Below are 26801 nucleotides of genomic sequence, written 5' to 3' on the forward strand. Positions count from 1 at the left end.
TCCAAAACTGCTGACGGGATAAGGGTGTGTAAATGCCAATCCCCCAAGAGGTACGAGAGAAGGGGCGACAACAGGCAGTATATGTGCGTCGGGGCCTCACCCCCGGGCATGACCACGCGATCGGACCCGATCCGGCTGGCGACGCGCGGATCGGACCTCGCGCTCGCCCAGGCCGAATCGGTCAAGCGGGCGCTCTCGGGGCGTCGCCGTGAGGTCGAGCTCGTGACGGTGGAGACGACCGGCGACCGGATCGACGACGAACTCATCCACCGGCTGGGCAAGACCGGCGCGTTCGTCCACAGCCTCGACGAGAAAGTACTCGCGGGGGACGTCGAGGGCGCGATCCACTCGATGAAGGACATGCCCACTGAGGAGTCCCAACTCGTCGTCGCGGCCGTCCCCGAACGCGCCACCGCGGGCGACCGCCTCGTGACCCCCGACGGAAAACCCCTCGCGGAGCTTCCCGAGGGCGCGACGGTCGGCACCGGCAGCCTCCGACGGGGGGCCCAGTTGCTCGCACAGCGCCCGGATCTGACGGTCGAGCCGCTGCGAGGCAACGTCGATACCCGGGTCGAGAAGCTGCTCTCGAAGTCGCTCAACGAGGAGTACGACCGGCGGGTCGCCGCCGACGAGCAGCGAAAGGCGAACACCGACGACGACTTCGAGCCGGAGTTCGACCGCCGTCCCGAAGAGTGGATCGAGGGACTCTCAGAACGCGAGCGCCAGGCGTTCGAGCGCAGCGAGTCGTTCGACGCGATCGTGCTCGCCGCGGCCGGACTGGAGCGCTCGGGGCTAGATCGTGAGATCCCCACGTCGGACCTGCCCACGGAGTCGTTCGTGCCCGCGGCGGGCCAGGGGGCGCTGGCGGTGACGATGGCCGACGGCGACCTCGCCCGCGAGGTCAACGAGGCGCTCGACCACCCCCGGAGTCGCGTCGAGACGACCGTCGAGCGCACGGTCCTGGCGACGCTTGGCGGGGGCTGTGTCGCCCCGATCGGGATCCACGCCGTGATCCAGGGCGAACACGTCCGTACGCGGGTGCAGGTGCTCGCTCGCGGTGGCGAGCCGACGATCTCGGTGACGCGTGACCTGCCCGTCAAGCGCCACGCCGAGGCCGCCCGCGAACTGGCCGAGGAGCTCGCAGACCGGGGTGCCAGCGAGTTGATCGAGGAGGCCAAACGCGAAGCGACCGAAGAGGAGATCGACACCGAACGAACTGACGGCGAGGAGACGGGAGACGGAAAATGACGGGCACGGTCTATTTGGTCGGGAGCGGCCCCGGCGATCCCGAACTCCTGACGGTGAAGGCCCGACGGCTGATCGAAGAGGCCGATATCGTTCTCCACGATAAGCTCCCCGGCCCGGAGATCATCGAGTCGATCCCCGAGGGAAAGCGCGAGGACGTCGGCAAGCGCGCGGGCGGGGAGCGTACGAGTCAGGAGGAGATCAACGAACGGCTCGCCGAGCTCGCACGCGAAGGGAAGCGGGTCGTGCGCCTGAAAGGCGGGGACCCGTTCGTCTTCGGCCGGGGCGGCGAGGAACTCGAGTACCTCCACGAGCGCGGGATCGCCGTGGACGTGGTCCCCGGGATCACCTCCGCGATCGCCGCGCCCGCGGTCTTCGGAATTCCGGTTACGCACCGCGATCACGCCTCCTCGGTTTCGTTCGTCACCGGCCACGAGGACCCCACGAAGGCGGAGTCGGCGGTCGACTGGGAGGCACTCGCGGCGACCGGCGGGACCATCGTCGTACTGATGGGCGTGGGCAAGCTGCCGGAGTACACTCGGGCACTTCGCGAGGCCGGGATGGACCCCGGGACGCCGGTCGCGCTGGTCGAACGGGGCACCTGGCCCGACGGCCGAGCGGTCGCGGGCACGCTCGACACCATCGTCTCGGTGCGCGACGAGGCGGGGATCGAACCGCCAGCGGTGACGGTCATCGGTGGGGTCGCGGGGCTCTATGAGAGCCCGGAGGGACAGGAATGACCCAAGAGACGCGGATCGCGGTCTTTCGGCCGGACGATGAGCGTCTCTCCGAGGCGGTCGACCTGCTCGAATCGCTCGGGGCCGATGCGGTCCCGGACCCGATGCTCGCGGTCGAGCCGACGGGCGCACGCCCGCGAGAGGACGCCGATTTCACGGTCCTGACGAGCAAGACCGGCGTCGAACTCGCTCGGGAGGCGGGCTGGCACCCTTCGGGAACGGTCTGTGCGATCGGCGACAGAACCGGTAGAGCGCTCCGGGAGGCGGGCTACGAGGTCGATCTGATCCCCGAGGAGTTCTCCTCTTCGGGGCTCGTTCGCGCCCTCGAAGGTGAAGTGGCTGGCGCGTGCGTCGAGGTCGCCCGCTCGGATCACGGCAGTCCCGTCCTCACCGACGGGCTGAACGAGGCGGGCGCGTACGTCCACGAGACGGTGCTGTACGAGCTGGTCCGCCCGCCGGAATCGGGCGTCTCGGTCGAGCGGGCCGCCGCCGGCGAACTCGAGGGTGCGCTGTTTACCTCCTCGTTGACCGTCGAGCACTTCCTCGCGGCCGCCGACGAGCGCGGGCTACGCGAGGAGGCGGTCGACGGGCTTTCAACTTCGATCGTCGGCGCGATCGGCGCGCCGACCCGCGAGACGGCCGCGCGCAAGGGGATTGCGGTCGACGTCGTTCCCGACGCGGCGAGCTTCGAGGAGCTGGCCTGTGCCGTCGTCGAGCGGGCCGCCCCGAGCTATCGGGACTGAGCGAACCGGATCGCCCGCGTGGGGGCGTCGACCGTCATCGGCGCGCCCATCGGCAGGGGCAGGTCGGGGCCGGGATGGCCGAAGTCCAGATCGAAGACAATCGGGAGGTCGGCGTACTCCGATACGGTCGCCGCGATGGTGCGGCGTTGGCGGCGGCGATACCGTTCGCGCTCGTCGTCTCCGGGTGTCTCTGGTTTGCCGACGACGAGCGCCTCGCAGGCCTCGAGGATCCCCCGCTCGCCAAGCGCCGTGAAAAAGCGCTCGATCAGCGCGGGCGTGGGGGTTTCTCCGGAGGTCTCGACCGCGAGGATCCGCCCCTCGCAGGTCTCGCGGGTGAAGTAGGGCGTGTCGGTCAGGAGCTGGGATTCGAGCATCGCGAGACAGCCCCCGACCACGGGCGCGGTGACGGTGCGGCCTGCGGGGGCGTGCCAGCGCCACCCCTCGCTCTCGAACCACGTTCTCGGCAGGTCGCTCTCGATGTCGTAGTATTCGTCGGTCCACTCCCCAGCCGGCGAAAGCACGCCGAAGGGCGTCTCGCGCAGCGCACGCTTGACCCACTCTCGGGTGGCGGGGTGCATCCGCGGGTCGGCGACGAGGTCGGGAAACAGCTGGGCACCGTAAAACGAGACGAGGCCGAGGGAGTCGAGAAACAGGTGCAGGTGGGTGTTGTCGCTCGCGCCGAAAAACCGCGTGGGGTTCTCCCGGAGGGTCTCGGGATCGAGATGTGGGAGCATCTGGAGCTGGCAGTTGCCCCCGAACGCGGCGATCACCCCCCGAACGTCCTCGCGCTCGAACGCGCGGTGGACGTCCTGGGCGCGCGCTTCGGGGTTGGCCCGAAGCCACTCGGTGGTGCGGGTCGCGGTGTCGAACAGTTCGACGTCGAGATCGAGCGAGCGAAGCCGCTCGACGCCGCGCGAGAGGGCACCCCGCGGGGCGGCGTGCGAGGGTGCGATCACGGCGACCGTATCGCCGCGTTCGACCGGCGGCGGGTAGGCGGCGTCCATACCGGGGCCACGCCCGGCGGGCGTTTTTCGGTTTCGCCTTCACGTGAGTTCGCGGCCCTTCGTCCCCAGCCAGAACAGGCCGACGACCACGAACAGGGCGCCGACGAGGGCGCTCTCGGTGACGTACATCGAAACCCCGACCATCACGATGCCGAACGCGAACGCGACCTGAAAGCGCGGGTCGAGCAGGCTCGTGGCGAAGACGCCGACCGCCAGCGTGAGCGTGATGTAGACGCCGATCAGACTCGGGAGCGCAGCGACGGGGCCGGACCGACGACTGATCAGATACGCCGAGACGAGCGAAACCGCGAGCAGCCCGACGACCAGCAGTTTCGTGAGGAGCGTCACCCTCGAATCCGAGAGCATGGTGAGGGATACGGGATGGCGGGGATAAACGCTCGGTGGGCGACTCCGGAAGTTTATGCCCGGTGATGGGTAAAGGAGCACTAATGGCCGGCCCGGTCCCCGAACTCGACGCCCGCGCGAGCGCCTGTGCGAACCGCCTCCGCGAGGCCGAGGCGGTGTTGCTCGCCTCCCACATCGACGCCGACGGACTGACGAGCGCGGGGATCGCCGCCAGCGCGCTCGAACGCGCCGGAATCAGCTTCGAGGCGACGTTCGCCAAACAGCTCGATTCGGAGGAGCTGGAACGGATCGCCGCGAGCGACTTCGAGACGGTCCTCTTTACGGACTTCGGCAGCGGCCAACTGGACCTGATCGCCGCCCACGAAAATCGGGGCGCGTTCACGCCCGTGATCTGCGATCACCACCAGCCCGCAGACGCGGGGACCGACTTTCACTGTAACCCGCTGCTCGAAGGGCTGAACGGGGCAACGGAGCTGTCGGGTGCGGGGACGGCGTATCTCCTCGCACGCGCGCTGGAAGACGGTACCGACAACCGGGATCTGGCGGCGCTGGCGGTCGTCGGGGCGGTCGGGGACATGCAATCGAGCGAGGGCGAACTCGTCGGGGCGAACGCGGCGATCGTCGAGGAGGGGTGCGAGGCGGGCATACTGAATACCGGCACGGATCTGGCGATCTACGGCACGCAGACCCGTCCACTCCCGAAGCTGCTCGAGTACGCGAGCGACGTGGCGATTCCGGGGATCTCTGGCGACACCAACGGGACCCTACGGTTTCTCGACGACCTCGACGTCGACCTGCGCGAGGGCGGCGAGTGGCGCCGGTGGGTCGATCTCGACGACACCGAACAGCGAACGGTCGCGAGCGCGTTGGTCCGGCGGGCGGTCGCAAGCGGCGTCCCGAGCGAGCGGATCGACGGGCTGATCGGGACGACTTACACGCTCGTGGGAGAGCAACCGGGCACCGAACTCCGTGACGCGAGCGAGTTTTCCACGCTCTTGAACTCGACGGCGCGCTACGAGCGCGCGGACGTCGGCCTCGCAGTCTGTCTCGGGGATCGTGGACGGGCACTCGAGGAAGCCCGAGGGCTGTTGGGAAACCACCGACGCAACCTCTCGGCGGGGCTGCGATGGGTCGAGGAGATCGGCGTCACCCGCGAGACGAACCTCCAGTGGTTCGACGCCGGGGACCGGATCCCCGAGACGATCGTCGGCATCGTCGCAGGAATGGCGCTCGGGTCCGACGGGGTCGATCCCGAGGTGCCGATCGTCGCCTTCGCCGAGAAGGACGAGGGGACGCTGAAGGTCTCGACCCGGGGAACCCACGCCCTCGTAGGTCGGGGACTCGACCTCTCTGCGGTGGTGGGCGCGGCCGCGAGCGCGGTCGGCGGCGACGGTGGCGGCCACGACGTGGCGGCCGGAGCGACGATCCCCGAGGACGAGCGCGAGGCGTTCGTCGCTCGCGCGGATCGCCTCGTCGGCGAACAACTGTCGTGACAGGGAAGTACATGGCAGTCGTACGAGGGGTATGGTACGTTTCGAAACGAGTTCGCTGACCCCGATCCACTGGCTTGCTATCGCGCTCGCGGCGATAAGCGGGCTGATCCACCTGCTGTTGGCCGTGATCTTTCCCGTTCTCCCGTTCCAGGTGAGCTTCGTGCTCGCGGGGCTGGGCTTTTTCGGTGGAATCGCCCTCGTACTCGTGGGATATCGACGGCGATTGATCTACGCCATCGGGGTACCGTTTACTGCGGTCCAGATCGTGCTCTGGTATCTCGTGGTCGGGCCGACCCTCGGGAGCCTCGATACGATCGACGCGATAGACAAACTCGCACAAGCGCTGTTGATCGTCCTGCTCGTCGCTCTGTACGCCCGCGGTCGGTGAGTCAGTCCTCGGCACCGACGATGACGGTGTTTTTGAGCACGCTCTTTTCGCCACGTCGGAGGCGCTCGGAGAGCGCCTGGTGTGAGATGCCGAGCTCCTCGCCGAGATCCGTCAGCGTGATCTTCCGCGGGACGTCGAAGTACCCGCGCTCGTAGGCGGCGACGAGGGTGTCCTGTTGCTCGTCGGTGAGCCCGAAGCGACCCTCGCGCCCGTCGTCGAGCTGGTAGATGCTGCGAATGTCGACCGTAAGCCCGGCGTCCCGGCAGTAGTCGTAGGTCCGCGAGAGCCCGTCGCGGTCGGCAAAGAGCACGCGGATCTGCCAGCCCGACTCGTCGCCGAACGCGGCGAGGATCGATCCCTCCTCTTTGACGAGGATGTGGATCAGCGTCTCGATGTGATCGACCCATTCCATTCGGAAGAGCCACTCGCCGTCGAGTTCCGAGACGAGTTCGATGTTCTCGACCGACTCGTCGGCCTCTAGTTCCGTCCGGATCCGATCGCCGTCCCCGTCGCTGACCCAAACGAAGGGCATGACGTGATCATCGTCGTGGGCGACGAACCGCTCGACCTCGAACTCGACGTCCTCGACCCTCGAAAGCGTCTGGGAGAGGGCGAACTCCTCGCTCGGAAGTTCCATCTCGACTATCGTAGCGCTCATGGGCCGTCGTATGGTCGCAGGGGTAATACACCCCTTGAAACGACGTCCCCCGAACGGGTAGTTTCGTATCGTCGGAGAGGATTTATCAGGGAGAGATCCAGCCGAAGACCGATACGGAGTACCGGACGTGGTAGAAGAGAGGTTCGGTTCCGTCAGTCCGCTCGGTCACCACCCCGTCCTCGACCCGAACTCCGACGCGACGAGCGGTGATAAATCAATAGCGACGATAGAGAACCATTCGGTCGCGACACCGTCCCGCTTTTACCCGGGCCGACCGAGAGGCGGGTATGAGCGAGTTCGACCCCGAGAAGTTCGAGGAGAAGTACGTCCACTACTTCAACGAGCTCCAGCGAGCCTACAAGAACGCCTTCGAGTACATGAACGAGCGCTACGACTCCGAACTGGTCCACGGAATCGACCAGCAGGTACTCAACGAGAGCGAACCCCAGTACGAAAACGGCGAATTCTCGGTCGATCTCCCCGAAAACCCCTACGGCCGATTGGGGGGAGTGATCGTCGAGCGCGAGCGCTTCGAGGAGGTGCTCGAGATCTATGTCGAGCGGATCGAGGCGGAGCTTCACCGTGTCCTCGGCGTCGAGCGCTGAGACAGTCCAAAGGTCTATCAACGTTCGCTTCCTACCCGAGAACATGAGTACCGAGACGCAGGAAGCGGACGACCTCAACGATCGCGTCATGAACTTCCTGCGGCGCAACTTCCCGCAGATCCAGATGCACGGCGGCAGCGCCGCCATCCAGAACCTCGACCGTGAGAGCGGCGAGGTGACGATCCAGCTCGGCGGGGCCTGCAGCGGCTGTGGTATCTCCCCGATGACGATCCAGGCGATCAAGAGCCGAATGGTCAAGGAGATCCCCGAGATCAACCAGGTCCACGCCGAGACCGGCATGGGCGACGACGGCGGGATGGGTGGCGGTGGCGGCATGAGCCCCTCGTTCCCCGGCGAAACCACCGACGACGAGTCGACGGACGAAGGCCCGCAGGCGCCGTTCTAACCCGATCCGTGCGAGTTCTCCCACGTTTTTACCAGACCGGTTAGCAGTGCGTTCGTCGGGACCGACCCCTCGGCTTGCTGGGCCACGTAGCCGTTGATGGCGTCGATCTCGGTTCGCCGTCCTTTCCGGAGGTCCTGAGCCATCGAGGAGGTGTTTCCGCGAGTGGCGCTCGCGACCCGTTCGAGCGCATCAACGACCATCTCTTCGGAGAGGTCGACACCGCTTTCGCGGGCGACGCGGGCGGTCTCGTGGGCCGCTTCGCGGGCGATCGGCCACGCCGGCTCGTCGAGAACGACGCCGTTTTTCGTTCCGGTAAGCGCCGTCAACGGGTTAATCGCAGTGTTGACCGCACATTTCACCCAGAGCCGTCGGGGCATGTCGTCGGCGACCGTCGTCTCGAGCCCACTTTCAGCGAACGCCTCACCTATCATTGTTGCGAGCGTACTTTCACCACCCTCGGGTGGGCCGAGAACCACTCGCCCGAGTCCGGTACATTCGACCGCGCCCGGTTCGATCAGACGCGCCCCGTAGCTCGCGGTGCCGGCGAGTACTGGGCAGTCAAGCTCGGCCGCGAGGCGCTCCTCGTTTCCCAGTCCGTTCTGCAGCGAGAGCGCAGTTCCGAACTCGCCGGTCGAAAGGGTTCGGGCGGCCTCATCGGTGTCGTAGCTCTTGACGGTGACCAACGCGAGAGCCGCCGTGAGACCGGTCCCGTCGGTCGTCACCTCGGGATCGATACGATAGTCGAACTCGCCGCCGACTCGGAGACCGTCCTCACGGATCGCCGCGACGTGCGGGTCGCGTCCCACGAGGACGACGTCGTGTTCGCGCGCGAGCAGTCCGCCGAGCAGGCTCCCCAAACTCCCCGCGCCGAAGAGGACGATCCTCACGCCGCTAGTCTTCGGTCCAGTACATCAGCGACTCGCGCGGTTCGCCACAGTTGGGACACTCCCCGGGGAGTCCCTCGTCGATACGGCCCATCTCGCCACACTCCATGCAGCGCCACATGAGCTCTGCCTCCCCGAACTCCCCGCCCGAGCGGGCGTGCTCGACGCTCATGGACTCGTAGCCCTCGCGCATCGTGACGTAAAAGCCAGCGTTGTCGAACCCGCGGACCTTCCCGAGGCGATTGCCCTCGCCGTCGAAGACCGACTGCCCGAAGTCGATCCGATCGATCTCTTCCTCGCTGACGTCGTCGGGTATTTCGCCGTCGTTCATAGGGAACGGATGAACGCCAGACGGCATAAAGCTCCGCTTCAGACCGAGTATCGCAGGGGCAGCGACTCGACGCCGTAGATGAACGAGCTGCGGGTCGGTTGGAGCCTCGCGTCGGCGAACTCGACGCCTGCGAGCCGGTCGAACAGCTCCGAGAGGGCGACCTCGGCCTCCAAGCGAGCGAGCGGCGCGCCGAGACAGTAGTGGGTGCCGTGGCCGAACCCGAGGTGCTGATTGGGCGAGCGATCGGGAACGAAGGAGTCGCCCTCGGGGAACTGCCGGTCGTCGCGGTTGGCCGAGCCCATCCAAGCGATGACCCGATCGCCCGCCCCGATGGTCTCACCGCCGACGGTCACGTCCTCGGTCGCGATGCGAGTCATCGCCTGTACGGGCGCCCGATAGCGAAGCGTCTCCTCGATGGCCGGCGTCGGGACCGCACCCGCATCGGTGTAGGTCCCGAACAGGTCGTTCTCGCCGAAACAGCGGACGGCGTTGGTGATCAGGTTCGTCGTCGTGATGTTGCCCGCGACGAGCAACAGTATGCAGGTTCCAAGCACCTCCTCGCGGGGCAGGGGCTCGCCGTCGATCTCGGCGGTCGCGATCGTCGAGATCAGGTCATCACGGGGGTTCTCGCGGCGTTCCTCGATGAGCTGGAGGAAATAAAAGCCCATCTCGCGCTGGACTTCCTGCTGGCGTTCTGCGAACTCCGCGCCGCCCTCGTCGTCGCTCGCCGAGGAGACGATGGCGTCGGACCACTCCTTGAACCGGTCGCGGTCCTCGACGGGCACGCCCAGCAACTCGGCGATCACCACGACCGGTAGCGGGTAGGCGAACTCCGAGACCAGATCCATCTCGCCCTCGCCTTCGAGTGCGTCGTCGAGGATCTCCCGGGTCAGCTCCCGGATCCGGGGTTCGAGCTCGCGGATCGCCCGCGGACGAAACGAGTCCTCGACGACCCCGCGTAGGTCGTCGTGGCGCGGCGGGTCCTCGAAGAGCATCGTATCGAGGATCAGTCCCTCGCCCTCGCCCTCGGGTTCGACGAAGTCCGTGGCCTTCTCGGGATCGACCGAGAAGGTCGCGTCGTCGTTGAGGATCCGCTTGACGTCGGCGTAGCGAAAGACGTCCCACGAGTTGCGCCCGGGGTCGTAGCGCACCGGTTCGTTCTCGCGCATCTCGCGGTACCACCCGTACGGTTCAAGCCACGCCTCGCGCGTCGAGAGTTCCTCGGGAAACGCCTGCAGGCCCTGGGGTTCGGCTGAACTCATACTGTCAGTAGGATAAGTACACGCATCAACTTTTTGTTGATGTGAGTATAGGGCCATTCTATAACAGAGCCCTAATGAGAGAGTAGATATCTTTTGTTTAGAGGATGTGAAAAGATATTACGATGAATGTACTAAGAGAGATTTTTAATGGTATCTGATGTCGAACTTGCGATGAGTATTGTACAACTGACTAGTGTTCTTATCCCGATTTTACTTGGAATTACTCGTTACTATATTAGTAGTCAAGTATAGACTATATTCATATTTCTAATAGAGAGCTTGAAATGTATACTGGTCTCTTATTTTTACCTCTTCTTGTTGCCTATTTACAATCTGCTAGAATTATTGTCTCGTATGGCAATCACTATCTTACCACGTCTGTAGTCGCCTATGGTTCATTTCTCACGCTCTTGTACGCAGCAATTCCGTACACTCTAGGTCAGAAAAAACGGCATTTGTATTTAGTGCCTTAGGAACACTATTGCTCTTAATAAGCTATAATCTACTTATCTAAATACGACAGTACCCTATATATTTATATCATATTACATGAAGTCCGCAATTCCCGACTGCTTGTTCTTGTCGTTCTCGAAGACGCTTTCGAGCGAGCGATCCAGAATCGCGAGGCGCTGTTTGGTGTACTCCCGACAGCCGTACTCCTCGGCGACGCGCGTTGCGGTGTCCATGTACTTGCTCACCGACCCCTCGTGGACGGTGAGGTTCACCGTCCCGCCACACTCCCGGCAGTCGCCCGAGAGGGGCATTCGCCTGTACTTCTTCCCGCAGGAGAGACAGCGCGTCTCCTGACTGGAGAAGGCTCTCAAGTTCCCGATCAGGTCGGGGAGGAAGTGGTACTCGATGACGCGCTCTGCGACGTCCGTTTCGTCGACCGCCCGCAGCTTTCTCGCGAGTTCGAGCTGAGCGTCCATCTTGTCCATCATCGATCCCAAGGTCTTGTACGCCGAGAGGTCCGGCCCGAGCGCGATGTTCGAGGTGTCGTGGGTGTGAGAAAAGCCGCGATACTGGTCGTCGGTTCCGACCGATTCCTCCGCGAGCCTGATATCCACCTCCCCGGGATCGGCCAGTTCAAGCGTCGCCTCGTAGAATTCGAGGGGATAGCGCTCGACGACGTCCATGTTGTGGGCCTCGTCGTCGATCTCGGCGGGGTCGATCCGCGAGGACATAACTAATGGCGCGTCCATCTGCCCGCCGCGCTTGTCGGGCAGATACTCCTTCGAGAAGTTGAGCAGGCCGTCCATCAACAACATTACGCAGTCCTCGTCCCCGTCGCAGTTGCGTCGCTTCGAGGCGTGAAAGTACGGATGGGCATACCCGACGGCAGCGCTCGTAAAGCCGACGACCCGCCCGACGACGGCGGCGCTGGTGTGAGGAGCCATCCCGAAGACGAGTTCGCCGACGAGCTCCTCGCGCTCCGAGACCTCGTAGAACGGGTCGAGGCCGTAGTAGCGCTCTAACAGGTCGTCGACGAAGTCCGCGGTCTTCAGTAAGTGTTCGGCCGCGCCGTCCGAGAGGACGATGTCCTGGACTTTCAGTTCGACGAGCTGGTCGTCGTGTTCGAGCGGTTCGCCCGCGATATCCTCGTGGTAGCCCAGTCGGCGGAACTCGTCGACCGAGATGTCGAGCTCTTCGGGCCGGACGCTACTGACGGGGAGGTCGGTCATGTCGTAGCGGATGGTGCCGTCCTTGAACGCGCTGACGCCGTGTTTCGCGCGTAAGACCCCCTTTTCCATCGGTTCGGGCGTTTTGTGTGACGAGGTGAGGCCCTTGACCCCTTTCAGCATCTCGAAGGAGCCCTCGCGTTCGTTGATGGCCGAAAGCGCGTCGTGATAGATCCCGTCGAGGTCGATCACCTGTCGGTCGACGCTGGTTCCCTCGACCTCACAGCGGGGACACTCGACGCGACCCGCCTCGTCGGGTTCGAGTTCGGTCCCACAGTCGGGACACTCGTAGTGGGGGAAGGTGTTTCCCCCACAATCCGGACAGTCACCGCGGAAGGTACGGGTTCCACAGTCCGCACACTCCCGGCGGCCGATGGAGACTTCGACTTCGCCGGGCGTATCGCGCATATCGGGCGCGTGGCGGGCTGCCTTCGCGACGTTGCGCTGGGAGCCCCCGGCCTCGCCGATAGGAAAGAGGGTATGCACCGCCGGGCTGAGCTCGCGCTTCTCGGATTTTTCGGGCCGACCCATCCGGTTGCCGATCCGGGTGGGGGCGCGCTCTCTGACGGTAAAGGGTGCGACCTCCTCGACGGCCTTCATCGCGTTGGTCCCGTCGTCCCACGCGTGGGCCTCCTCTGAGAGCGAGTCCCACTCGCGGATCAGCTCCTCCGAGAAACCCATCGTCGCGACGAGCGCGCGCCACTCGGGTACCGAGAGGGTTTCCGCGGTCTGGCGGTGTTCGACCAGCAGGGTCTCAAGCGCCTCGCGAACCACCTGTGTTCGAGTCAGTTCGAGTTCGCCGGCCGTGACCTCGGCCCCGTCGATGGCGTCGGCGAGCGCCTCGAATTCGCTCGTCGAAAGGTCGTGCCACAGGTAGGTGTAGTTCGGATGCAGCGGGGCGTCGTACTCGACCGCCCAGTCGAGGGCCTCCTCGACGGTGGGCGATTCGAGGTCGACGTGCGGGGAGTCAGCAAGCGCCTGGACGTTCGCCGCGCTCTCCTCGAACTCCTGGATCCACCACTCGAAGGAGTAGGAGGCCGGCGCGAGCGGGTGGTTGTTCTCGACGAACTCCCCGAAATTGACGAGGTACTCGCCGGCGTCGATGATCTTCTCGACGCCGTTTTGCACGTCGAGCGCTTCGGCGGGGTCGTCGATCCGGCGCACCTCGCCGTTGGCTAATCGAACTGTGGGCCCCTCGATGGTGTCGACGGGGATGATCCCGTGGGCCTTGCCCGGCCGTTCGGTTTTGATCTGGGTGCCCGTCGCAAGGAAGTCGTCGACGATATGCATCGTCGCGGGGTGGATGCCGCCGGTCGCGAAGCCGTGGTTTCTCGCCCGGCCGTAGCGCAGGCGAAAGCCGCCCGGCCGTGAGGGATGTGAGAAGACGGGCCGGCCGGCGATCAGGTCCCTCAAAAACTTCGTCGCGGGTTCGACCCGCGGCGGGCCGGCGGGCTCGTCGGACTCGGGGTCGGACGCCACGTCCCCTTCCTCGGTCGATTCCCCGCCGTCCTCGTCGCTGTCGTCGCTCTCGCCGATGGTTCCGTCGATGAGGTCCTGCAGCCAGGGCCAATCGACCTCGTCGAGTTCGCGGGTGTAGCGCTGGATCTTCGGGGCCTTGAGCGCGATCCCCTCCGCGAGGACGAGGCACATCCCACCGCGCGGGTTGTTCGTGCCGACCCGTTCGAGGTCACGAAAGCCAGAGACCTCGGCGTCGCCCGTCGATTCGCCGTCGAGGAGGACGGGGCAGTTCCGGGCGATGAACTTCGTCTCCTTGTCCTTCGGGGAGTACTGCAATCCGGTGGTTTTGTCGTACAACCCCACTTCCTCGGCATAGCGCTCGATCTCGTCGTCGCGAGCCTGATACTCCGAGACGTCGAGCAGCGTCCGGGCGTAGTCGGCGACGAGGACGGACAGCGCCTGTGCGGTCCCGCCCGCCGATCTGATAGGCCCGGCATAGAAGACGCGTACACACTCGGTGCCGTCGTCGTTCTCCAACAGTTCGACGCGGTCGATCCCTTCGATGGGGGCGGCGACCACGCCCTCAGTCAGGAGCGCGACCGCGGTCCGCACGGCGCCCTCGATCTTCCCGCCTTTCGTCTCGTACTCGCCGACCCGCCCCTCGGCGAAGTCCTCGGCGAGCGCGAGTGCGGCCTCCTCGCGGCTCATCTCCTCTTCGAGTTCGCGAACCCGCTCTGCGACGCCGGGAATCCCGAGGATGTTCTCGACCCGGTCGGCCATGTCCTTCGCGACGGGGATCTCGACCTCGGGGCGAGGATCGCCACCCCGCTCACGGGCGCGCTCGGCCCGGTCGAACGCCTCGTCAAGCCGGGATTCGATCCGCTCGAAGTAGCGTTCGTCCTCCTCGTGCATCTACAGCCAGAGGTCCAAGCCGGTGGTCATGTCGGGCTCGCGGACGAGGTCGTCCTCGAACTCGCGCATGTAACACTCGCCGGCGAAGACGGTCCCGGAGTCGAGATGGCCCGCAATCGCCTGCCCGCTGGGACGCGAGAGCACCGCGTGGGTGTGTGCGAAGCGCTCGGCGTCGAGCCAGGAGATGTTACCCATACAGGCGGCGACTTCGAGGGGCTCCTCGAACGTCACGGCGTCGTAGGCCTTCTCGCGCTGGTCGTAGAAGTGGATCTCAGCGTCCTGGACCGCCCCGAGCGCGTAGAAAAAGCCCGCGTCGATCTCCGCCTCCTCGGCGAGGGTCTCTAGCTCCTCGCGCCAGTCGGCACCGGTCTCCATCCGGGCGACGAACTCCCGTTTCGTGCGGACCTCGCGGTAGTGCATGCGGGAGGGCAACGAACCCGAGCGTCAAAAAGCCTCTCTATCGGCAGTCCGGAAGCGACGCCGCGTCACTAAGTGGCATGGAGAGCCACGCCCCGTCGGCGGTGATGTCGGCGATGATAACGCGGTCCTCGCCGTCGGCGTCGTCTATCGAGGTCAGAACCTCGGTCTCGCCATCCACAGCGGACGCAGGGGTCGCTTTCGTGGACATGATATGACAATCGATAGCGTGACTTATAAACTTCTCGGAGAACGGGCGCGGATTTATCGGCCCCATCATCAATCCCATGCGCGTGCCGGTCGTCGGTGCGGGTGGTGTTCGCTCGCGGGATGACGTGGGGGGAGACCGGGGGGTACAAGACGACCGAGGTCATATTCCGGGAGCATGAAGGTCACAGACGCGATGACGCCGCGCTCGGCGCTTGTGACCGTTGAGCTGCCGGGCTCGCGCGACGATGCGCTCGAATACCTCCAGGAGCGCGAGTTCTCCTCGGTGCCGGTCATCAAAAACGAGAACGGCACCGAGACGTTCCGCGGGCTGGTCTCCCGGGAGGGGCTGATCGAGAACCCCGACGAGGACCAACTCGCGTTGCTGTTGGAGGAGGTGCCGACGACGACCGAGGAGACCTCGATCGAGGAGCTCGCGGGGCTGATGCTCAGAAAGAGCGCACGGCGCGTCCCGGTCGTCGACGGGCGCTTGGAGGGGATCGTGACGATCACCGACGTGATCCGAGCGATCGCGAACGGCGAGGTCGCCGGCGACGCCGAGATCGGCGACCTGGCGGCCCGTCACATCAACAGCGTCTACGCTGGGACGCCGCTGCCGGTCGCCGAACGCGAGCTACATTACGCCGACGAGCCCTATGCGATCGTCCTCGACGAGGAGGCCGATACCTGTGGGATCCTCACCGCGGTCGACGTCATCGAGGTCGCCAAGGTCGTCGAGGGCGAGGAACGCACCGGCGACAGCATGGCCAGCGACGACGACGACTGGAAATGGGAGAGCATCAAGGCCGTCGGCAGCAGGTACCTGCCGACGCGAAACGTCGAGATCCCGACCGCGCCGGTCGAGGAGTTCATGACCGAGGACGTGGTCACGGTGACCAAACAGCGAACGGCCCAAGAGGCCGCCCAGCTCATGATCCGCCACGACATCGAGCAGCTCCCCATGATGGCCGGCGACGAACTCGTGGGCATCGTCCAGGACACCCACCTGCTGGAGGCGCTCGATGAGCGATAGCGACCGCGATTCCGAGGGCCGCACCCTCGCCGAACTCGCGAAACGCCGGGGCTTTTTCTTCCCCTCGAACGGCGTCTACGGCGGCGTCGCGGGCTTTTACACCTACGGCCCCGAGGGCGCGGCGCTCAAGCGCCACCTGGAGGACGCCTGGCGCGATCGCTTTACCGTTCGGGAGGGCAACCGGGAGATCGAGGCGCCGACGGTCATGCCCGAGGCGGTCTTCGAGGCCTCGGGACATCTCGATGGGTTCGACGACATGCTCGTCGAATGTGCGGAGTGTGGCGAGAGCCATCGCGCGGACCACCTGATCGAGGACAACACCGCGATCGAGGACGCGGAAGCGCTCCCCATTTCGGAGGTCGAGGAGCTGATCCGCGAGCACGAGCTCGTCTGTCCCTCGTGTGGGGCCGCGCTTGCGGGCGAGCCCGTCGAGGAGTTCAACCTGATGTTCGAGACGACGATCGGGCCCGGGAGCGGCCAGACGGGCTACATGCGCCCCGAGACGGCCCAGGGGATCTTCGTCGAGTTCCCCCAACTGGCCGAGTACGCCCGCAACCAGCTCCCCTTCGGCGTCACGCAGATCGGCCCGGCCTACCGCAACGAGATCAGCCCCCGCAAGGGTATCATCCGGGTTCGGGAGTTCACGCAGGCCGAACTGGAGCAGTTCGTCGACCCCGAGCGCGACGAACCGGACCTCTCGCGGGTATCGGACGTCGAGGTGACGCTCTATCCCATCGAGAACCAGCGCGAGGAGGGACGCGAGTACGTCACGACCACCATCGGCGAGGCCGTCGCCGATGGCACCATCGCAAGCGAGTGGGTCGCCTACTACCTCGGGATCGCCCAGGAGTGGTACGAGCGGGTCGGCATCGACATGAATCGGTTCAGATTCCGCCAGCATTTACCTGGGGAGCGGGCCCACTACGCGAGCGATTGCTGGGACGCCGAGGCCGAACTCGGTGGCGACTGGGTCGAGATCGCCGGCTTCGCCTACCGGGGCGACTACGACCTCTCGAAACACGCCGAACACGCCGACCAGGACTTTACGGTCTTCGAGCAGTACGACGAGCCGATCACGACAGAGCGCGCGACGGTCGATCCGGACATGAGCTATCTCGGACCGGAGTTCGGCGGGAAAGCGGCGGAGATCGCTGACGCGCTCGAAGCGCTCGCCGAGCGCGATCGGAGCGCCTTCGACGACGAGACCGTCTCCGTCGAACTCGACGACGAGAGCTACGAGGTACCGACCGAGAAGACTGGCTTTTCGATCGAGGAGGTCACCGAGTCGGGCGAGCACGTCACGCCCCACGTCGTCGAGCCCTCCTTCGGGGTGGGTCGGACGCTGTATGCGCTGTTCGCCCACGCCTACCGCGAGGACGAGGTCGACGGCGAGGAACGGAGCTACCTCTCGCTGGCCCCGGAGATGGCGCCCACGACGGTCGGCGTCTTCCCGCTGATGGATCGGGACGGCCTCGGCGAGCGCGCGCGCGAACTCGCGAGCGAACTCCGTGCGGCCGGGCTCGAAGTCGCCTACGACGACTCGGGCAACATCGGGCGCCGGTACCGACGCCAGGACGAGGTCGGGACGCCGTTTTGCGTGACCGTCGACTACGAGAGCCTCGAAGACGGGACGGTGACGCTGCGCGATCGGGACTCGACGACGCAGGTTCGGGTCCCGATCGTACAGTTGGTGGGCGTCCTCGACGGTCTGCGTGGCGGCGAGCGGACGTTCGACGCCCTCGGCGAGGAATACGAAAAGCTATCGGCCGGGGCCGAAAACGCGACCCAATAACGTGGCGGAGATCGGCCGGCGGCTGGTGCACGCAAGCGGGGCGCTCGCGCCCGCGAGCTATCTGCTCGGCGTTCTCACGTGGGCGCAGCTGGGATGGATCCTCGCGTTCGGGGTCGTTCTCGCGATGGGCTTGGAGTTCGTGCGGCTCCGCTCGGGGCTGGAGTGGTGGATCTACGAGAACCTCACCCGCGAGTACGAACACGAGAAGGTCGCGGGCTACGCGCTGTACATGGTCGGGATGGCCGTCGTGGCGCTGGCTTTCCCGCCCGCGATCGGCGTGCCCGCGATGTTCATGCTCGCCATCGGCGACCCCGTCGGGGGCTACCTGGGCAAGGGCGCGGCGACGAAATCGCCGGTAGCGCTCGGGGCGGTCTTTGTGGTCTGCCTGCTGTTCGCGCTCGCGTTCGTCCCGCCGATCGTCGCCGTCTGCGGGGCGCTGGCGGCGACGGCCGCCGACGGCTACCTGCTGTCGATCCGGGAGTACGTCGTCGACGACAACCTCACCATCCCGATCGGGGCGGCCCTCGCGATGTGGCTCGGGGTTACGCTCGTGGGGCCGATCTGAGCGCTCGTCGGGCGGGCCGTAACCACTATGCGACTAACAGCCCGATTCCCGGCCGATGAAGGTCACTGACGCGCTCGATGGGGCCCTCTCGACGCTGGTCGAGCGGCCCGCGGCGATCCTCCCCGCCTATTTCGTCGGCTACGGCGCCGGCACCGTCGCCCGAACGATCCCCCTGCTCGGGCTCTGTCTCGCCTACCTCCTATTGCTCGTTCAGGGTCGCCTCGCCCCCCTCGAGGACGCCCTCGCCGCGACCGACCCCGAGGCGCTCGGGGAGGCAGGGTCCCAGCCGGTCGATCCCGAAGCCATCCCGACCGAGCGCCTCGAGGAGGCGTTCGCGGGCCTCCTCACGCCAGGAGTGCTCGTCGTCGTCGGCGTCTCGGTCCTGCTCGGGCTGGCGATCTGGCTTTTGGTCGGCGCCGCCTTCCACGCCGGCCAGATCCACACCGTCTACGCCGCCCTCGGCGAGCGCTCGCCGGTCGAGGCCGGCGTCTCGGGGGCGATCGGGGATCTAAAGCCCTTCGTCGGCCTCGCACTGTTCGAGTACGGCCTCTACGCGCTGGTGACGGTCGTCTATGGTCTCGTGGTGTTCGTCGCGAGCGCGCTCTACGCCGCCGATCCCGGGCTCGGGCTCGTAATCGCTGTCGGGGCCGCGCTGTTGGCCCCGGTCTGGCTGCTCTCGGTGCTCGCGATCGCCGCCGTCTTCGTTTTCGCCCCACAGGCGGTGGTCGTCGACCGCGTCGGGACCGTCGACGGGGTCAGGCGGGGCGCGGGGTTCCTCCGGCGACGCCCCGGGGCGTTCGTGGCCTATCTCCTCGTCGCGCTCGGACTCACGGCCGCGGTCGGCGGGGCGACGGCGCTGTTTGCCGTCCTCGGTGTCTCGCAGGTCGCCAGCATCCTCACGCTGGTGTTCGTCACCCCCTTCCTCCACCTCCTGAAGACGGGGATCTACGCCGAGGGTGGGCGCGTCGAGACGCGTCCGCTGCTTTCGGCGGAGGGCCGCGGGCTACGGGCGCGCCTCGGGCAGGGCTGGGCGGCGAGCGCGGGGGCGTTTCGCTCGGCCGTCCTCTCGACGACGGGACTCGCGCTGACGGGGGTGTGTCTCCTGGTGTTCGGGCTCGGCACCCTCGGCGGGTATCTCGCGGTCGGGGAGTTCGCCCTCGGTATGGGCGAGGTCGGGGACCCGACAGCGGTCTTCGGCCCGTTCCCGGTCGATACCTTCGTCATGATCGCCGCGAACAACTGGCTGGTCGCGGTCGGCCAGACGTTCGCCGGTCTCGCCTTCGGGCTCCCGACGGTGGTCAACCTGCTGTTCAACGGCGCGATCGTCGGGCTGGTCGCCGGCCTCAGTACCGACCTGCCGGTCGTCGCGGCACTCGTCGTCCCGCACGCGCTGCTCGAGGTCCCGGCGCTCGCGGCCTCGGGCGCGCTCGGACTCCGGCTTGGCTATGCGAGCTGGCGGCGTGCCCGTGGAACCGTCGACGACGCGGCCCTCGCGAGCGAAATCCGGCTGGCCTTCTGGGCGCTCGTGGGTCTGGCTTCCGTCTTCGTCGTCGCCTCGTTCGTCGAGGCGTTCCTCACCCCACGTATCGCCGGGTGGTTTCTGTAGCTCCAGCCGAAACAGAGGGGTTGTGAACGCCACACACTCTAATTATCACGGACGATAGTTCGGTGAAACGATCGAGCGCTTCCGGCTCTGAAACGGCCGTCGATCCACGCGGTGCGTTCTCACACCCGATAGCGAGCGCGATCGGGGACCGAACGTCTCGGTACGACGGGGTACGTTTCGTGTGGAGCTACGGGACGACTCCGACGGTCAGCAGGGTCCCGTAGGTTCGGTAGCGTTCGACCATTTCGTCCCTGTCCTCCCAGTCGTCGGTCGGAAACGCGCTCTCGTCCGGGATCTCGACCTCGCGATCGGGGACGTTGTCCTGCTCGGCGACGTGAAAGCCCGCTTCTCGAAACGCCTCGCGGTACTCCGAGCACGACCAACGGGTCATCTCGACCGAAATGCGCTCTTGCCACTCGTGGGAGTGGACGTTCTCCTCGTAGTAGTTCACCGCACAGAAGAAGGTGCCGCCGGGCCGGACGATCCGGGCGAGTTCCGAGAGGGTGTGATGGGGGTCGCTCGCGTAGTAAAAGGCCTCCATCGAGAAGGCGTGATCGACGGAATCCGTCGCAAGCGGGAGCGAGTCGAAGTCCGCGAGCAGGAACGATATCGAGGGGTCATCGGTGTACGAGCGGGCGTTTCGGACCATTTCGGGCGAGCCGTCGAGCCCGTAGCCCCGGTCGGCGCCCTTCGTCTCCCGGAGCGCCCGCAGCGCGTAGCCCGACCCCGTTCCGAGGTCGAAGACGGTATCTCCTTCCTCGACGGGCATGCGGGCCAGCACGTGTTTGGCGGTGTGCCAGTGGCGATCCTCCATGCCTCGATCCCTCCCCTCGCTCGCCCAGTCGTCGAACTCCTCGCGAACGCTCATACGTGGTGGTCGGGCGGCGGGGGCAAAACCGGTTCGGAGTCCGACGGGGTGCGATCCACGTACGCTTAAGTCGATCCGTCGGGTGGCTGTGGTATGGACTACGCGCTGGCGATCGAAGGGGCACCCGAGACGGTTCCGGGCGGGACCGGGGTCCTCCTCCTCCATCCGAGCACCGGCGAGACCGACCGTATCGACACCGATTTCCTCGCGACCGACACCGACCACTTCCTGGTGATCTCGACACGAACCACCGCCCGCGAGGTCGAACAGAAACTCGAGTACTACGACGTCGACGAATCCCGGGCCGTCATCCTCGATACCCTCTCGGTCGAGCGGGGCTACTCGCGGCGAAGCGGCGAGAAGGTCCACTACGTCTCGGCCCCCCACGACCTCGACGGGATCGTCTCGCAGGCCCGGAACTTCCTCGAAACCCACGACGGGAAACTCCGCCTGACGGTCGACTCGGTCACCGAGCTCGCCTACTACGCGGACGAACAGGAGGTCTACGAGGCGATGGGCGAACTGCTCGACCTCCTCGCGGAGTACGATGCCGTCGGGCTCTTTCACCTCTCGAAGGAGGTCCACGACGAGGAGACGACCGAGAAGTACGTCGAGTTGTTCGACGGCACCGTCGACCTGACCGCCGACGGAAGCGTCAGGTGCGAGTTCTGACCGGGATTACTCGAGCGCGTCGAACGTCTTTTCGGCCCACCGGAGCGCGAACGCCGGGCCGTGCTCGCGATACGCTTCGGTATCGAGCGCGCCGAAGGGCGCAGGGAGGTCGAGGTCGTGTTTGATCGCGCTACAGGCCAGTTCCGTCGCCTCCGCGAAGTCGAGTTCGTTCCTCGCCACCAGCGAGGGGAGTTCCCCGACCCGGCCTTCGAGGCGCTCGCCCGCGTCGACCCACGCTTCGTACAGGGCGGGTTCCTCGTTCTCCCACTCCGCGAAGACCTCGCGGGTGAAAAGCCCGCGCCACCCCGCAAAGAGGGCCGTCGCGATCTGGTAGGTGGCGTTTGGGCCGAGCCCCGTCGCCAGCGCGAGTCGGGGGTATTCCTCGCCGAAGAAGCCGATGAACTGTTCGGGGAAGTCGAACCCGATCTCGACGAGCGACTCGGCGATCAGAAAGTCGACGAACGCCTCGGGAACGCCCTCGACGCGCGCTTTGACGAAACAGATCGGTGGGACGGTCTGTGTCGTCCACGCGACGCTGCCCGCCCCGGGAGTGACGACGACGAGGTCCGAGCCGACGTACCGCCGCGGGATCGCGGGGGCGTCCTCGGGGACCCACTCGTCGGAGTGGCTGACGGGCGTGATCTCCTCGGTGATCACGGCGAGATCGTCGAGCGCCTCGGGAGGCAGGGTCTCGAAGTCGCTCTCGCAGTCGACTACTAGCGTTCCGGGGGCGTGTTCTTCGCGCACGCGTGAGAGGGCGGGCGAGAGCGGCCGCTCAGCGAACATCAGACGAGAAACGCGTAGTACGCGACCAGCGCGAGCGATACGGCCGCCGCGATCGCAACCGTTCCCACGACGACTTTCGTAGCTTGACTCATACCGCTCGAATCGGCGGCCCGGCGTATAAAGGGTGAGCATCCGATCCTCACGCGATCCGAGACGACACCACCGCCCTTTCGGGTGGAACGAAACCCCGATCAGCCGGTTCGTCAGTGATTCTAGACGTGTTGCAGACGAAACGAACGGGTTCTCGGGCGTGTGGAGGTCGGTTGGTTGTCAGTTCTCGGGGCCGCGCCGGAACGACTCGGGGACCTCGATGACGTACCGGCCGTTCTCCTGGAGGGCGATGATGAACTCCTCGCGCTTGTAGAGTTCCATCAAGTTGAGTTCGTACTGGCCGTGGTCGACGATCCGGATGCTCTCGAACTGGTCGTTCAGCTCCTCGCGGAGCTGTGAGAGGTCGGGTGTGTCCTCGGAAGCGGGTTCGCTCGTGGCCTCGGACAGTTCGTCGGCGTCGACGACCGACGACCGGGCATCGGCCTGCGCGCGGTCCTCGCGGTCGGGGCCGTCGGTCGACGTCGGCTGCTCGGCCGGCGAGTCGGGAGCCAGATCGGGCTCGGGATCCGACTCGTCGGCCTGCTTTGCCCCCTCGGGAAGGAACTGGAACTTGTTGCCACCACACTCCGGACAGCCCGATAGCATCTCCTTGGAGCCGTCCTCGAAAGAGTGACCACACTCGGTACACTGGTGGGGCACGGTTATCGCCGGGAGACGAGCGCGCTGATGAGCGACTCGTCCTTGTGGAGGGTCTCGATCTGGTTCGCGGGCCCGATGACGGTGAGCTTCTTGGTCTCCTCCTTGCCCATCAACCGTCCGAGGAAGCCGCCTCCGCCGGTCTGGGACTTGGGGTAGGTCTCGATCTCGATGCCGTTGAACCCGTCGGGGTTGATCTCGCTCATCGTTACCTCGATGAGTTTCGACTCCTCCTCGGGGGTCAGGCCCTCCTCGAGGATGACGATGTTTCCCTCGTGGACGCCGTCGAGGATCATCCGGATCTTCTCCATGCTCGCGAGTTCGTCCATGCGCTCGCCGCTGATGAGGTCGATCTGCACCCCATTGTCGTCCGAACCGGTTATTTCGGCCATCGTATCACCCGAAGTACTCCGCGATCTTGTCGTACACTTCGTCCATGTTCTGTCCTTCGAGCGCCGAGAGCTCGACCGTTGCGTGCTGGGGGAAGGCGTTCTCGATGCGTTTGACGTTCGACCCCTCCAAGTCGATCTTGTTGGCGAAAATAAGGACCGGCAGGTTCTGGCTCTCGATGATCCCCACGAGCATCGTGTTGACCTGTGTGAAGGGGTCCTCCGTCGAATCGAGCACGTAGATGACGCCGTCGACGTCCTCGCGAAGCCAGTGCATCGCCTCGGCGACGCCTTCCGTGGCCTCGCGGGAGCGCCGGACGGCGTCGTCCTCTTCCATGTCGTACTCGAGGAACTCGTTGTAGTCGACTTTCGTCGTCACCCCGGGCGTGTCGACGATGTCGATCGAGACCGACTGCCCGTTTCGCTTGATCTCGACGTTCTCCTTGCGGCGGGCACGCCGGGTCTCGTGGGGTACGTGACTCTCCGGGCCGACGGCGTCCCCGGTCCAGTCGCGAGCGATTCGATTGGCGAGCGTCGTCTTTCCCGCGTTTGGAGGGCCGTAGATACCGATCCGCTTCTGGGTATCGGTAGCGAAGAGCCGGTCTGCCGCGCGTGAGATACTATCTTTGATATCTGTGAACAGTCCCATCCTGTCCTCCCGCGCCAGACGGCGCGTCCATGCGCGTAGACGAATAGTCAGGAGTACTTAAGCCTGCGTCAGACATACCTACAATAGATTATATAACGTCGTGCGGTGGCGATTCGGGAAGCGACTGCAGAAGTGACGGATCAGCGAAAGAAGCGTCCCAGCCGGTATCGACCTCACGAGAGGCCCATCACTCCCAACCCCCACCCCTTCGTTTCAACTGGAGACCGGTGGAGGAACGAGGCTGATCTCCGGATGGGAGTTAATTCCACTAGCTAATATTATCTATATAATATTATTTCTAGTTGAATTCATATCTGCTACTGCAGTACGGATATGGTTGTTCTGTGTTTGACTTAGCTGTTTCCCTTCTAGAACGACCACGGGAGGGGGGGGACTCTTGAGCGGTTCCAGTTGAAACGAAGGGGTGGGGGGGTTCGAACTCGTCTCGATAAACGTCTCTTCGTCGCGAGGGGAGGATTCGATCGCTAAAGACAGTTTTAATACCCTCGATTACCTTGAGTTCGCCTGCATCGACTGACGACCGACCAGCATCCGTATCCCGAGTGAACCGGTGTCTCGACTCCTCTCCGCTGTGATTCGGGGATGCGCGTTCTGGACTCCAGTTGAAACAAAGGGGTACGCCGGTCGCGGTTCACCAATCCATGACAGGGAACGATTCCCCACCCGAGGACCGCCCGTCCGAGGAGGCTCCGGATCGTTCCTTTGCGGTCGACGTCGAGGAGGTACTCGAGGACGATCCCGACGGGGAGCCATCCCAGGGGCTGTTCGATGACCTCCTCTCAGGGGAACCGATCTTCGAGAACAAGGAGGTCCTCAGACCCTCGTATACGCCCCACGAACTCCCCCACCGTTCGGATCAGATCAACAAGATGGCGACGATCCTCGTCGCCGCCCTCCGGGGCGAGACGCCCTCGAACATCCTTATCTACGGGAAGACGGGGACCGGAAAGACCGCGAGCGCGAAGTTCGTCAGTCAGGAACTCGAACAGACCTCGAAGAAGTATGAGGTCCCCTGCGAGGTCGAGTACATCAACTGCGAGGTGACCGATACCCAGTATCGGGTGCTCGCCCAACTCGCCAACAAGTTCATCGAGCAGAACGAGGCCCACGTCGAGCGTCGGCTCTCGGACCTCGCCGACCTCCGCGAGGCCGTCGAGGAGGGATCGACTGCACTCGAAGCGACCCCCTTCGAGAGCACGACGGGGATCGATTCCCGGATCGAGACTCTCGAAGACGAACTGGAGGAGATGGAGCCGGTACCGATGACCGGCTGGCCCACCGACAGGGTTTATAAGGAGTTCTTCGACGCCGTCGACTACCGCGAGCGCGTGGTCGTCATCATGCTCGACGAGATCGACAAGCTCGTCGAGAAATCTGGCGACGACACCCTCTATAACCTCTCGCGGATGAACTCCGAGCTGGATAATTCGAGAGTGTCGATCATGGGGATCAGCAACGACCTGAAGTTCACCGACTTCCTCGACCCTCGGGTGAAGTCCTCACTGGGCGAGGAGGAGATCGTCTTCCCGCCCTACGACGCTAATCAGCTCCGTGACATCCTCCAGCATCGCGCGGATATCGCCTTCGAGGAGCGTGCCCTGACCGACGACGTGATCCCGCTGTGTGCGGCCTTCGCCGCCCAGGAACACGGCGACGCTCGCCGGGCGCTCGACCTCCTCAGGACGGCGGGCGAGCTCGCCGAACGCAGCCAGTCCGAGCACGTCGACGAGAGCCACGTCCGCAAGGCCCAGGACAAGATCGAACTCGACCGGGTCGTCGAGGTGGTTCGCACCCTCCCGACCCAGTCAAAGCTCGTCCTGTTCTCGATCATCCTCCTGGAGAAAAACGGCGTCCACAACATCAACACCGGCGAGGTGTTCAACATCTACAAGCGACTCTGTGAGGAGATCGACGCCGACGTACTGACCCAGCGCCGGGTGACGGACCTGATCAGCGAACTCGACATGCTCGGGATCGTCAACGCGATCGTCGTCTCGAAGGGACGGTACGGCCGGACCAAGGAGATCAGCCTCTCCGTACCGACCGAGGAGACCGAGGCGGTCCTGCTGGCCGATTCACGCCTCTCGGAGATCGAGGAGATCCAGCCGTTCGTCCAGGCGCGCTTCGACAACTGACGGGGCGGCGCTTTTATGCCGGTGTTGATCCGAGCCCACCGAGACCCGCTCGCGGGGTGTTCGGTGTTGCGACTGGCCCCTCGAGCGTGGCCGGATCGAGTCCGGACTCGACGATCACCTGCGGGGCGCCGCCGGCAGCGAGCTCAGCCAGTTGCAGTCTGACCCAGCCGAGCCACGGGATACGGATCTCGGCGGTACCGATCACCCACTCTTCTTTGACCGGCCCCGAGAGCCCGCGAACCTGGTCGTAACGCTGATTTGTCACTTCGTTGTCGCCCTTGGTGATGAACCCCGACTGGGGCGCCGGGCAGTTACGAAGCTCCCCGCAGTTGTCGGCATTGCCGACGTGGTCGGGATCCGCGCGGTCGTACCAGTTCTCGCCCTCCTCGACCCAGAAGTGCGCCCGGTGGATGATCGGTACCTGACGGTCGTTGCCGTTTGGCTCGTAGACGATCACGTCGCCGGGTCCGTTGAAGGTCTTATAACCCGTCTCCCGACCCGTTTCCGCGGTAACCACGCCGGTGTCGCCGGTGGCGCCGTCGTTGATGAACCGGTCGTTGTCGGTGATGAAGACCAGATCGTTGGGCTGCATGTTCGGCTCCATGCTGCCGCTCTCGATGGCGACCATCGGCGGCCAGACGCCCGAAAGCGAGAACAACAACAGACCGACGAGAAGGACGGAACCGACGCTAACGAGGAACTCGCGGGCGACCATTGCACTCCCGTGATCGACCGTCCAGAAC

29 protein-coding genes are annotated in these 26801 nt (G+C 65.3%); 13 read left to right on the top strand and 16 right to left on the bottom strand.

The genetic code is table 11. The features are described from left to right. Positions 1–108: 108 nt before the first annotated feature. The 3 genes from hemC to HACJB3_RS00550 are packed head-to-tail and all read left to right on the top strand — an operon-like array spanning position 109 to position 2725. Positions 109–1248: a hydroxymethylbilane synthase gene (gene hemC, locus HACJB3_RS00540; protein ID WP_008419043.1), complete on the top strand. Its 1140-nt coding sequence runs from the start codon at positions 109–111 to the stop codon at positions 1246–1248. Further along, positions 1245–1985, top strand: a complete 741-nt coding sequence (gene cobA / locus HACJB3_RS00545) for a uroporphyrinogen-III C-methyltransferase (RefSeq protein WP_008419042.1) — start codon at positions 1245–1247, stop codon at positions 1983–1985. The genes hemC and cobA overlap by 4 nt, the downstream gene beginning before the upstream one ends. After that, the gene (locus HACJB3_RS00550; protein WP_008419041.1) at positions 1982–2725 is read left to right on the top strand and encodes a uroporphyrinogen-III synthase; all 744 of its coding nucleotides are present in this window, start codon (positions 1982–1984) and stop codon (positions 2723–2725) included. Before cobA ends, HACJB3_RS00550 begins: the two co-directional genes overlap by 4 nt. Here HACJB3_RS00550 and HACJB3_RS00555 read toward each other — a convergent pair. After that, positions 2713–3729, bottom strand: a complete 1017-nt coding sequence (locus HACJB3_RS00555; RefSeq protein WP_008419039.1) for a S66 peptidase family protein — start codon at positions 3727–3729, stop codon at positions 2713–2715. The genes HACJB3_RS00550 and HACJB3_RS00555 overlap by 13 nt on opposite strands. Positions 3730–3768: 39 nt before the next feature. Further along, positions 3769–4095, bottom strand: coding sequence for a hypothetical protein (locus HACJB3_RS00560; protein ID WP_008419037.1), 327 nt, complete (start codon positions 4093–4095; stop codon positions 3769–3771). A gap of 83 nt (positions 4096–4178) precedes the next feature. Between HACJB3_RS00560 and HACJB3_RS00565 the strand changes: the two genes are divergently transcribed. Together HACJB3_RS00565 and HACJB3_RS00570 are read left to right on the top strand one after the other, a co-directional pair. Beyond that, positions 4179–5588, top strand: coding sequence for a single-stranded-DNA-specific exonuclease RecJ (locus HACJB3_RS00565; protein ID WP_008419035.1), 1410 nt, complete (start codon positions 4179–4181; stop codon positions 5586–5588). Positions 5589–5619: 31 nt separating this feature from the next. After that, complete coding sequence (locus HACJB3_RS00570; RefSeq protein ID WP_008419033.1) at positions 5620–5976, top strand: DUF7475 family protein; 357 nt, start codon at positions 5620–5622, stop codon at positions 5974–5976. A gap of 1 nt (position 5977) precedes the next feature. On the opposite strand, the gene HACJB3_RS00575 is transcribed toward HACJB3_RS00570, so the two are convergent. Beyond that, positions 5978–6634, bottom strand: a complete 657-nt coding sequence (locus HACJB3_RS00575) for a helix-turn-helix domain-containing protein (protein ID WP_049934185.1) — start codon at positions 6632–6634, stop codon at positions 5978–5980. A 287-nt stretch (positions 6635–6921) separates the two neighbouring features. On the opposite strand from HACJB3_RS00575, the gene HACJB3_RS00580 reads away from it, so the two are divergent. Together HACJB3_RS00580 and HACJB3_RS00585 are read left to right on the top strand one after the other, a co-directional pair. Further along, positions 6922–7239 (top strand): DUF5783 family protein, encoded by a 318-nt coding sequence (locus HACJB3_RS00580; protein WP_008419029.1) that lies wholly within the window; start codon positions 6922–6924, stop codon positions 7237–7239. Between the two features lie 43 nt (positions 7240–7282). Next, positions 7283–7645 carry a NifU family protein gene (locus tag HACJB3_RS00585; RefSeq protein ID WP_008419027.1) on the top strand — a complete coding sequence of 121 codons (363 nt, stop codon included), beginning with the start codon at positions 7283–7285 and terminating at the stop codon, positions 7643–7645. On the opposite strand, the gene HACJB3_RS00590 is transcribed toward HACJB3_RS00585, so the two are convergent. From HACJB3_RS00590 to HACJB3_RS00615, 6 genes are all read right to left on the bottom strand, one after another. Then, entirely contained in the window at positions 7642–8532 is an 891-nt protein-coding gene (locus HACJB3_RS00590) for a ketopantoate reductase family protein (protein ID WP_008419026.1), read from the bottom strand. The two genes, HACJB3_RS00585 and HACJB3_RS00590, sit on opposite strands and share 4 nt — an antisense overlap. A gap of 4 nt (positions 8533–8536) precedes the next feature. Beyond that, positions 8537–8860, bottom strand: a complete 324-nt coding sequence (locus tag HACJB3_RS00595) for a DUF7130 family rubredoxin-like protein (protein WP_008419024.1) — start codon at positions 8858–8860, stop codon at positions 8537–8539. Between the two features lie 38 nt (positions 8861–8898). Beyond that, positions 8899–10122, bottom strand: a complete 1224-nt coding sequence (locus HACJB3_RS00600) for a cytochrome P450 (RefSeq protein ID WP_008419022.1) — start codon at positions 10120–10122, stop codon at positions 8899–8901. 545 nt (positions 10123–10667) lie between these two features. Further along, on the bottom strand, positions 10668–14171 hold the full coding sequence (locus HACJB3_RS00605) for a DNA polymerase II large subunit (RefSeq protein ID WP_008419020.1): 3504 nt from the start codon (positions 14169–14171) through the stop codon (positions 10668–10670). Further along, positions 14172–14591, bottom strand: coding sequence for a PPC domain-containing DNA-binding protein (locus tag HACJB3_RS00610; protein ID WP_008419018.1), 420 nt, complete (start codon positions 14589–14591; stop codon positions 14172–14174). Positions 14592–14628: 37 nt separating this feature from the next. Further along, positions 14629–14799, bottom strand: coding sequence for a DUF7556 family protein (locus tag HACJB3_RS00615; protein ID WP_238532777.1), 171 nt, complete (start codon positions 14797–14799; stop codon positions 14629–14631). A gap of 174 nt (positions 14800–14973) precedes the next feature. Between HACJB3_RS00615 and HACJB3_RS00620 the strand changes: the two genes are divergently transcribed. The 4 genes from HACJB3_RS00620 to HACJB3_RS00635 are packed head-to-tail and all read left to right on the top strand — an operon-like array spanning position 14974 to position 19791. Continuing rightward, positions 14974–15828, top strand: a complete 855-nt coding sequence (locus tag HACJB3_RS00620) for a CBS domain-containing protein (protein ID WP_008419014.1) — start codon at positions 14974–14976, stop codon at positions 15826–15828. Then, on the top strand, positions 15818–17620 hold the full coding sequence (gene glyS, locus HACJB3_RS00625) for a glycine--tRNA ligase (protein WP_008419012.1): 1803 nt from the start codon (positions 15818–15820) through the stop codon (positions 17618–17620). The genes HACJB3_RS00620 and glyS overlap by 11 nt, the downstream gene beginning before the upstream one ends. 1 nt (position 17621) lies before the next feature. Further along, positions 17622–18185 carry a hypothetical protein gene (locus HACJB3_RS00630; RefSeq protein ID WP_008419011.1) on the top strand — a complete coding sequence of 188 codons (564 nt, stop codon included), beginning with the start codon at positions 17622–17624 and terminating at the stop codon, positions 18183–18185. Between the two features lie 55 nt (positions 18186–18240). After that, on the top strand, positions 18241–19791 hold the full coding sequence (locus HACJB3_RS00635) for a stage II sporulation protein M (protein WP_008419008.1): 1551 nt from the start codon (positions 18241–18243) through the stop codon (positions 19789–19791). Between the two features lie 187 nt (positions 19792–19978). Here HACJB3_RS00635 and HACJB3_RS00640 read toward each other — a convergent pair whose 3' ends face one another. Continuing rightward, the gene (locus HACJB3_RS00640) at positions 19979–20659 is read right to left on the bottom strand and encodes a class I SAM-dependent methyltransferase (protein WP_008419007.1); all 681 of its coding nucleotides are present in this window, start codon (positions 20657–20659) and stop codon (positions 19979–19981) included. Between the two features lie 93 nt (positions 20660–20752). Here HACJB3_RS00640 and HACJB3_RS00645 point away from each other — a divergent pair, with 93 nt between their 5' ends. Further along, positions 20753–21331, top strand: a complete 579-nt coding sequence (locus HACJB3_RS00645; RefSeq protein ID WP_008419005.1) for a DUF7090 family protein — start codon at positions 20753–20755, stop codon at positions 21329–21331. Positions 21332–21337: 6 nt separating this feature from the next. On the opposite strand, the gene HACJB3_RS00650 is transcribed toward HACJB3_RS00645, so the two are convergent. The 5 genes from HACJB3_RS00650 to HACJB3_RS00670 all read right to left on the bottom strand — a co-directional run bounded on the left by HACJB3_RS00650 (position 21338) and on the right by HACJB3_RS00670 (position 23902). Then, positions 21338–22117, bottom strand: a complete 780-nt coding sequence (locus HACJB3_RS00650; protein ID WP_008419002.1) for a DUF7089 family protein — start codon at positions 22115–22117, stop codon at positions 21338–21340. Then, entirely contained in the window at positions 22117–22209 is a 93-nt protein-coding gene (locus HACJB3_RS00655) for a hypothetical protein (RefSeq protein ID WP_008419000.1), read from the bottom strand. Before HACJB3_RS00655 ends, HACJB3_RS00650 begins: the two co-directional genes overlap by 1 nt. A gap of 178 nt (positions 22210–22387) precedes the next feature. Beyond that, on the bottom strand, positions 22388–22867 hold the full coding sequence (locus tag HACJB3_RS00660; protein ID WP_013199316.1) for a Zn-ribbon domain-containing protein: 480 nt from the start codon (positions 22865–22867) through the stop codon (positions 22388–22390). 2 nt (positions 22868–22869) lie between these two features. After that, the gene (locus HACJB3_RS00665) at positions 22870–23256 is read right to left on the bottom strand and encodes a DUF2073 domain-containing protein (RefSeq protein WP_008418997.1); all 387 of its coding nucleotides are present in this window, start codon (positions 23254–23256) and stop codon (positions 22870–22872) included. Positions 23257–23260: 4 nt separating this feature from the next. Next, positions 23261–23902, bottom strand: coding sequence for an Era-like GTP-binding protein (locus HACJB3_RS00670; protein ID WP_008418995.1), 642 nt, complete (start codon positions 23900–23902; stop codon positions 23261–23263). A 662-nt stretch (positions 23903–24564) separates the two neighbouring features. Between HACJB3_RS00670 and HACJB3_RS00675 the strand changes: the two genes are divergently transcribed. Beyond that, the gene (locus HACJB3_RS00675) at positions 24565–26058 is read left to right on the top strand and encodes a Cdc6/Cdc18 family protein (RefSeq protein WP_008418993.1); all 1494 of its coding nucleotides are present in this window, start codon (positions 24565–24567) and stop codon (positions 26056–26058) included. Between the two features lie 13 nt (positions 26059–26071). Here the strand turns inward: HACJB3_RS00675 and HACJB3_RS00680 are convergent, their stop codons facing one another. Further along, positions 26072–26773, bottom strand: a complete 702-nt coding sequence (locus HACJB3_RS00680) for a S26 family signal peptidase (RefSeq protein ID WP_008418992.1) — start codon at positions 26771–26773, stop codon at positions 26072–26074. Positions 26774–26801: the final 28 nt, after the last annotated feature.

It is taken from the genome of Halalkalicoccus jeotgali B3, assembly GCF_000196895.1.
Taxonomy (GTDB): Archaea; Halobacteriota; Halobacteria; order Halobacteriales; family Halalkalicoccaceae; genus Halalkalicoccus; species Halalkalicoccus jeotgali.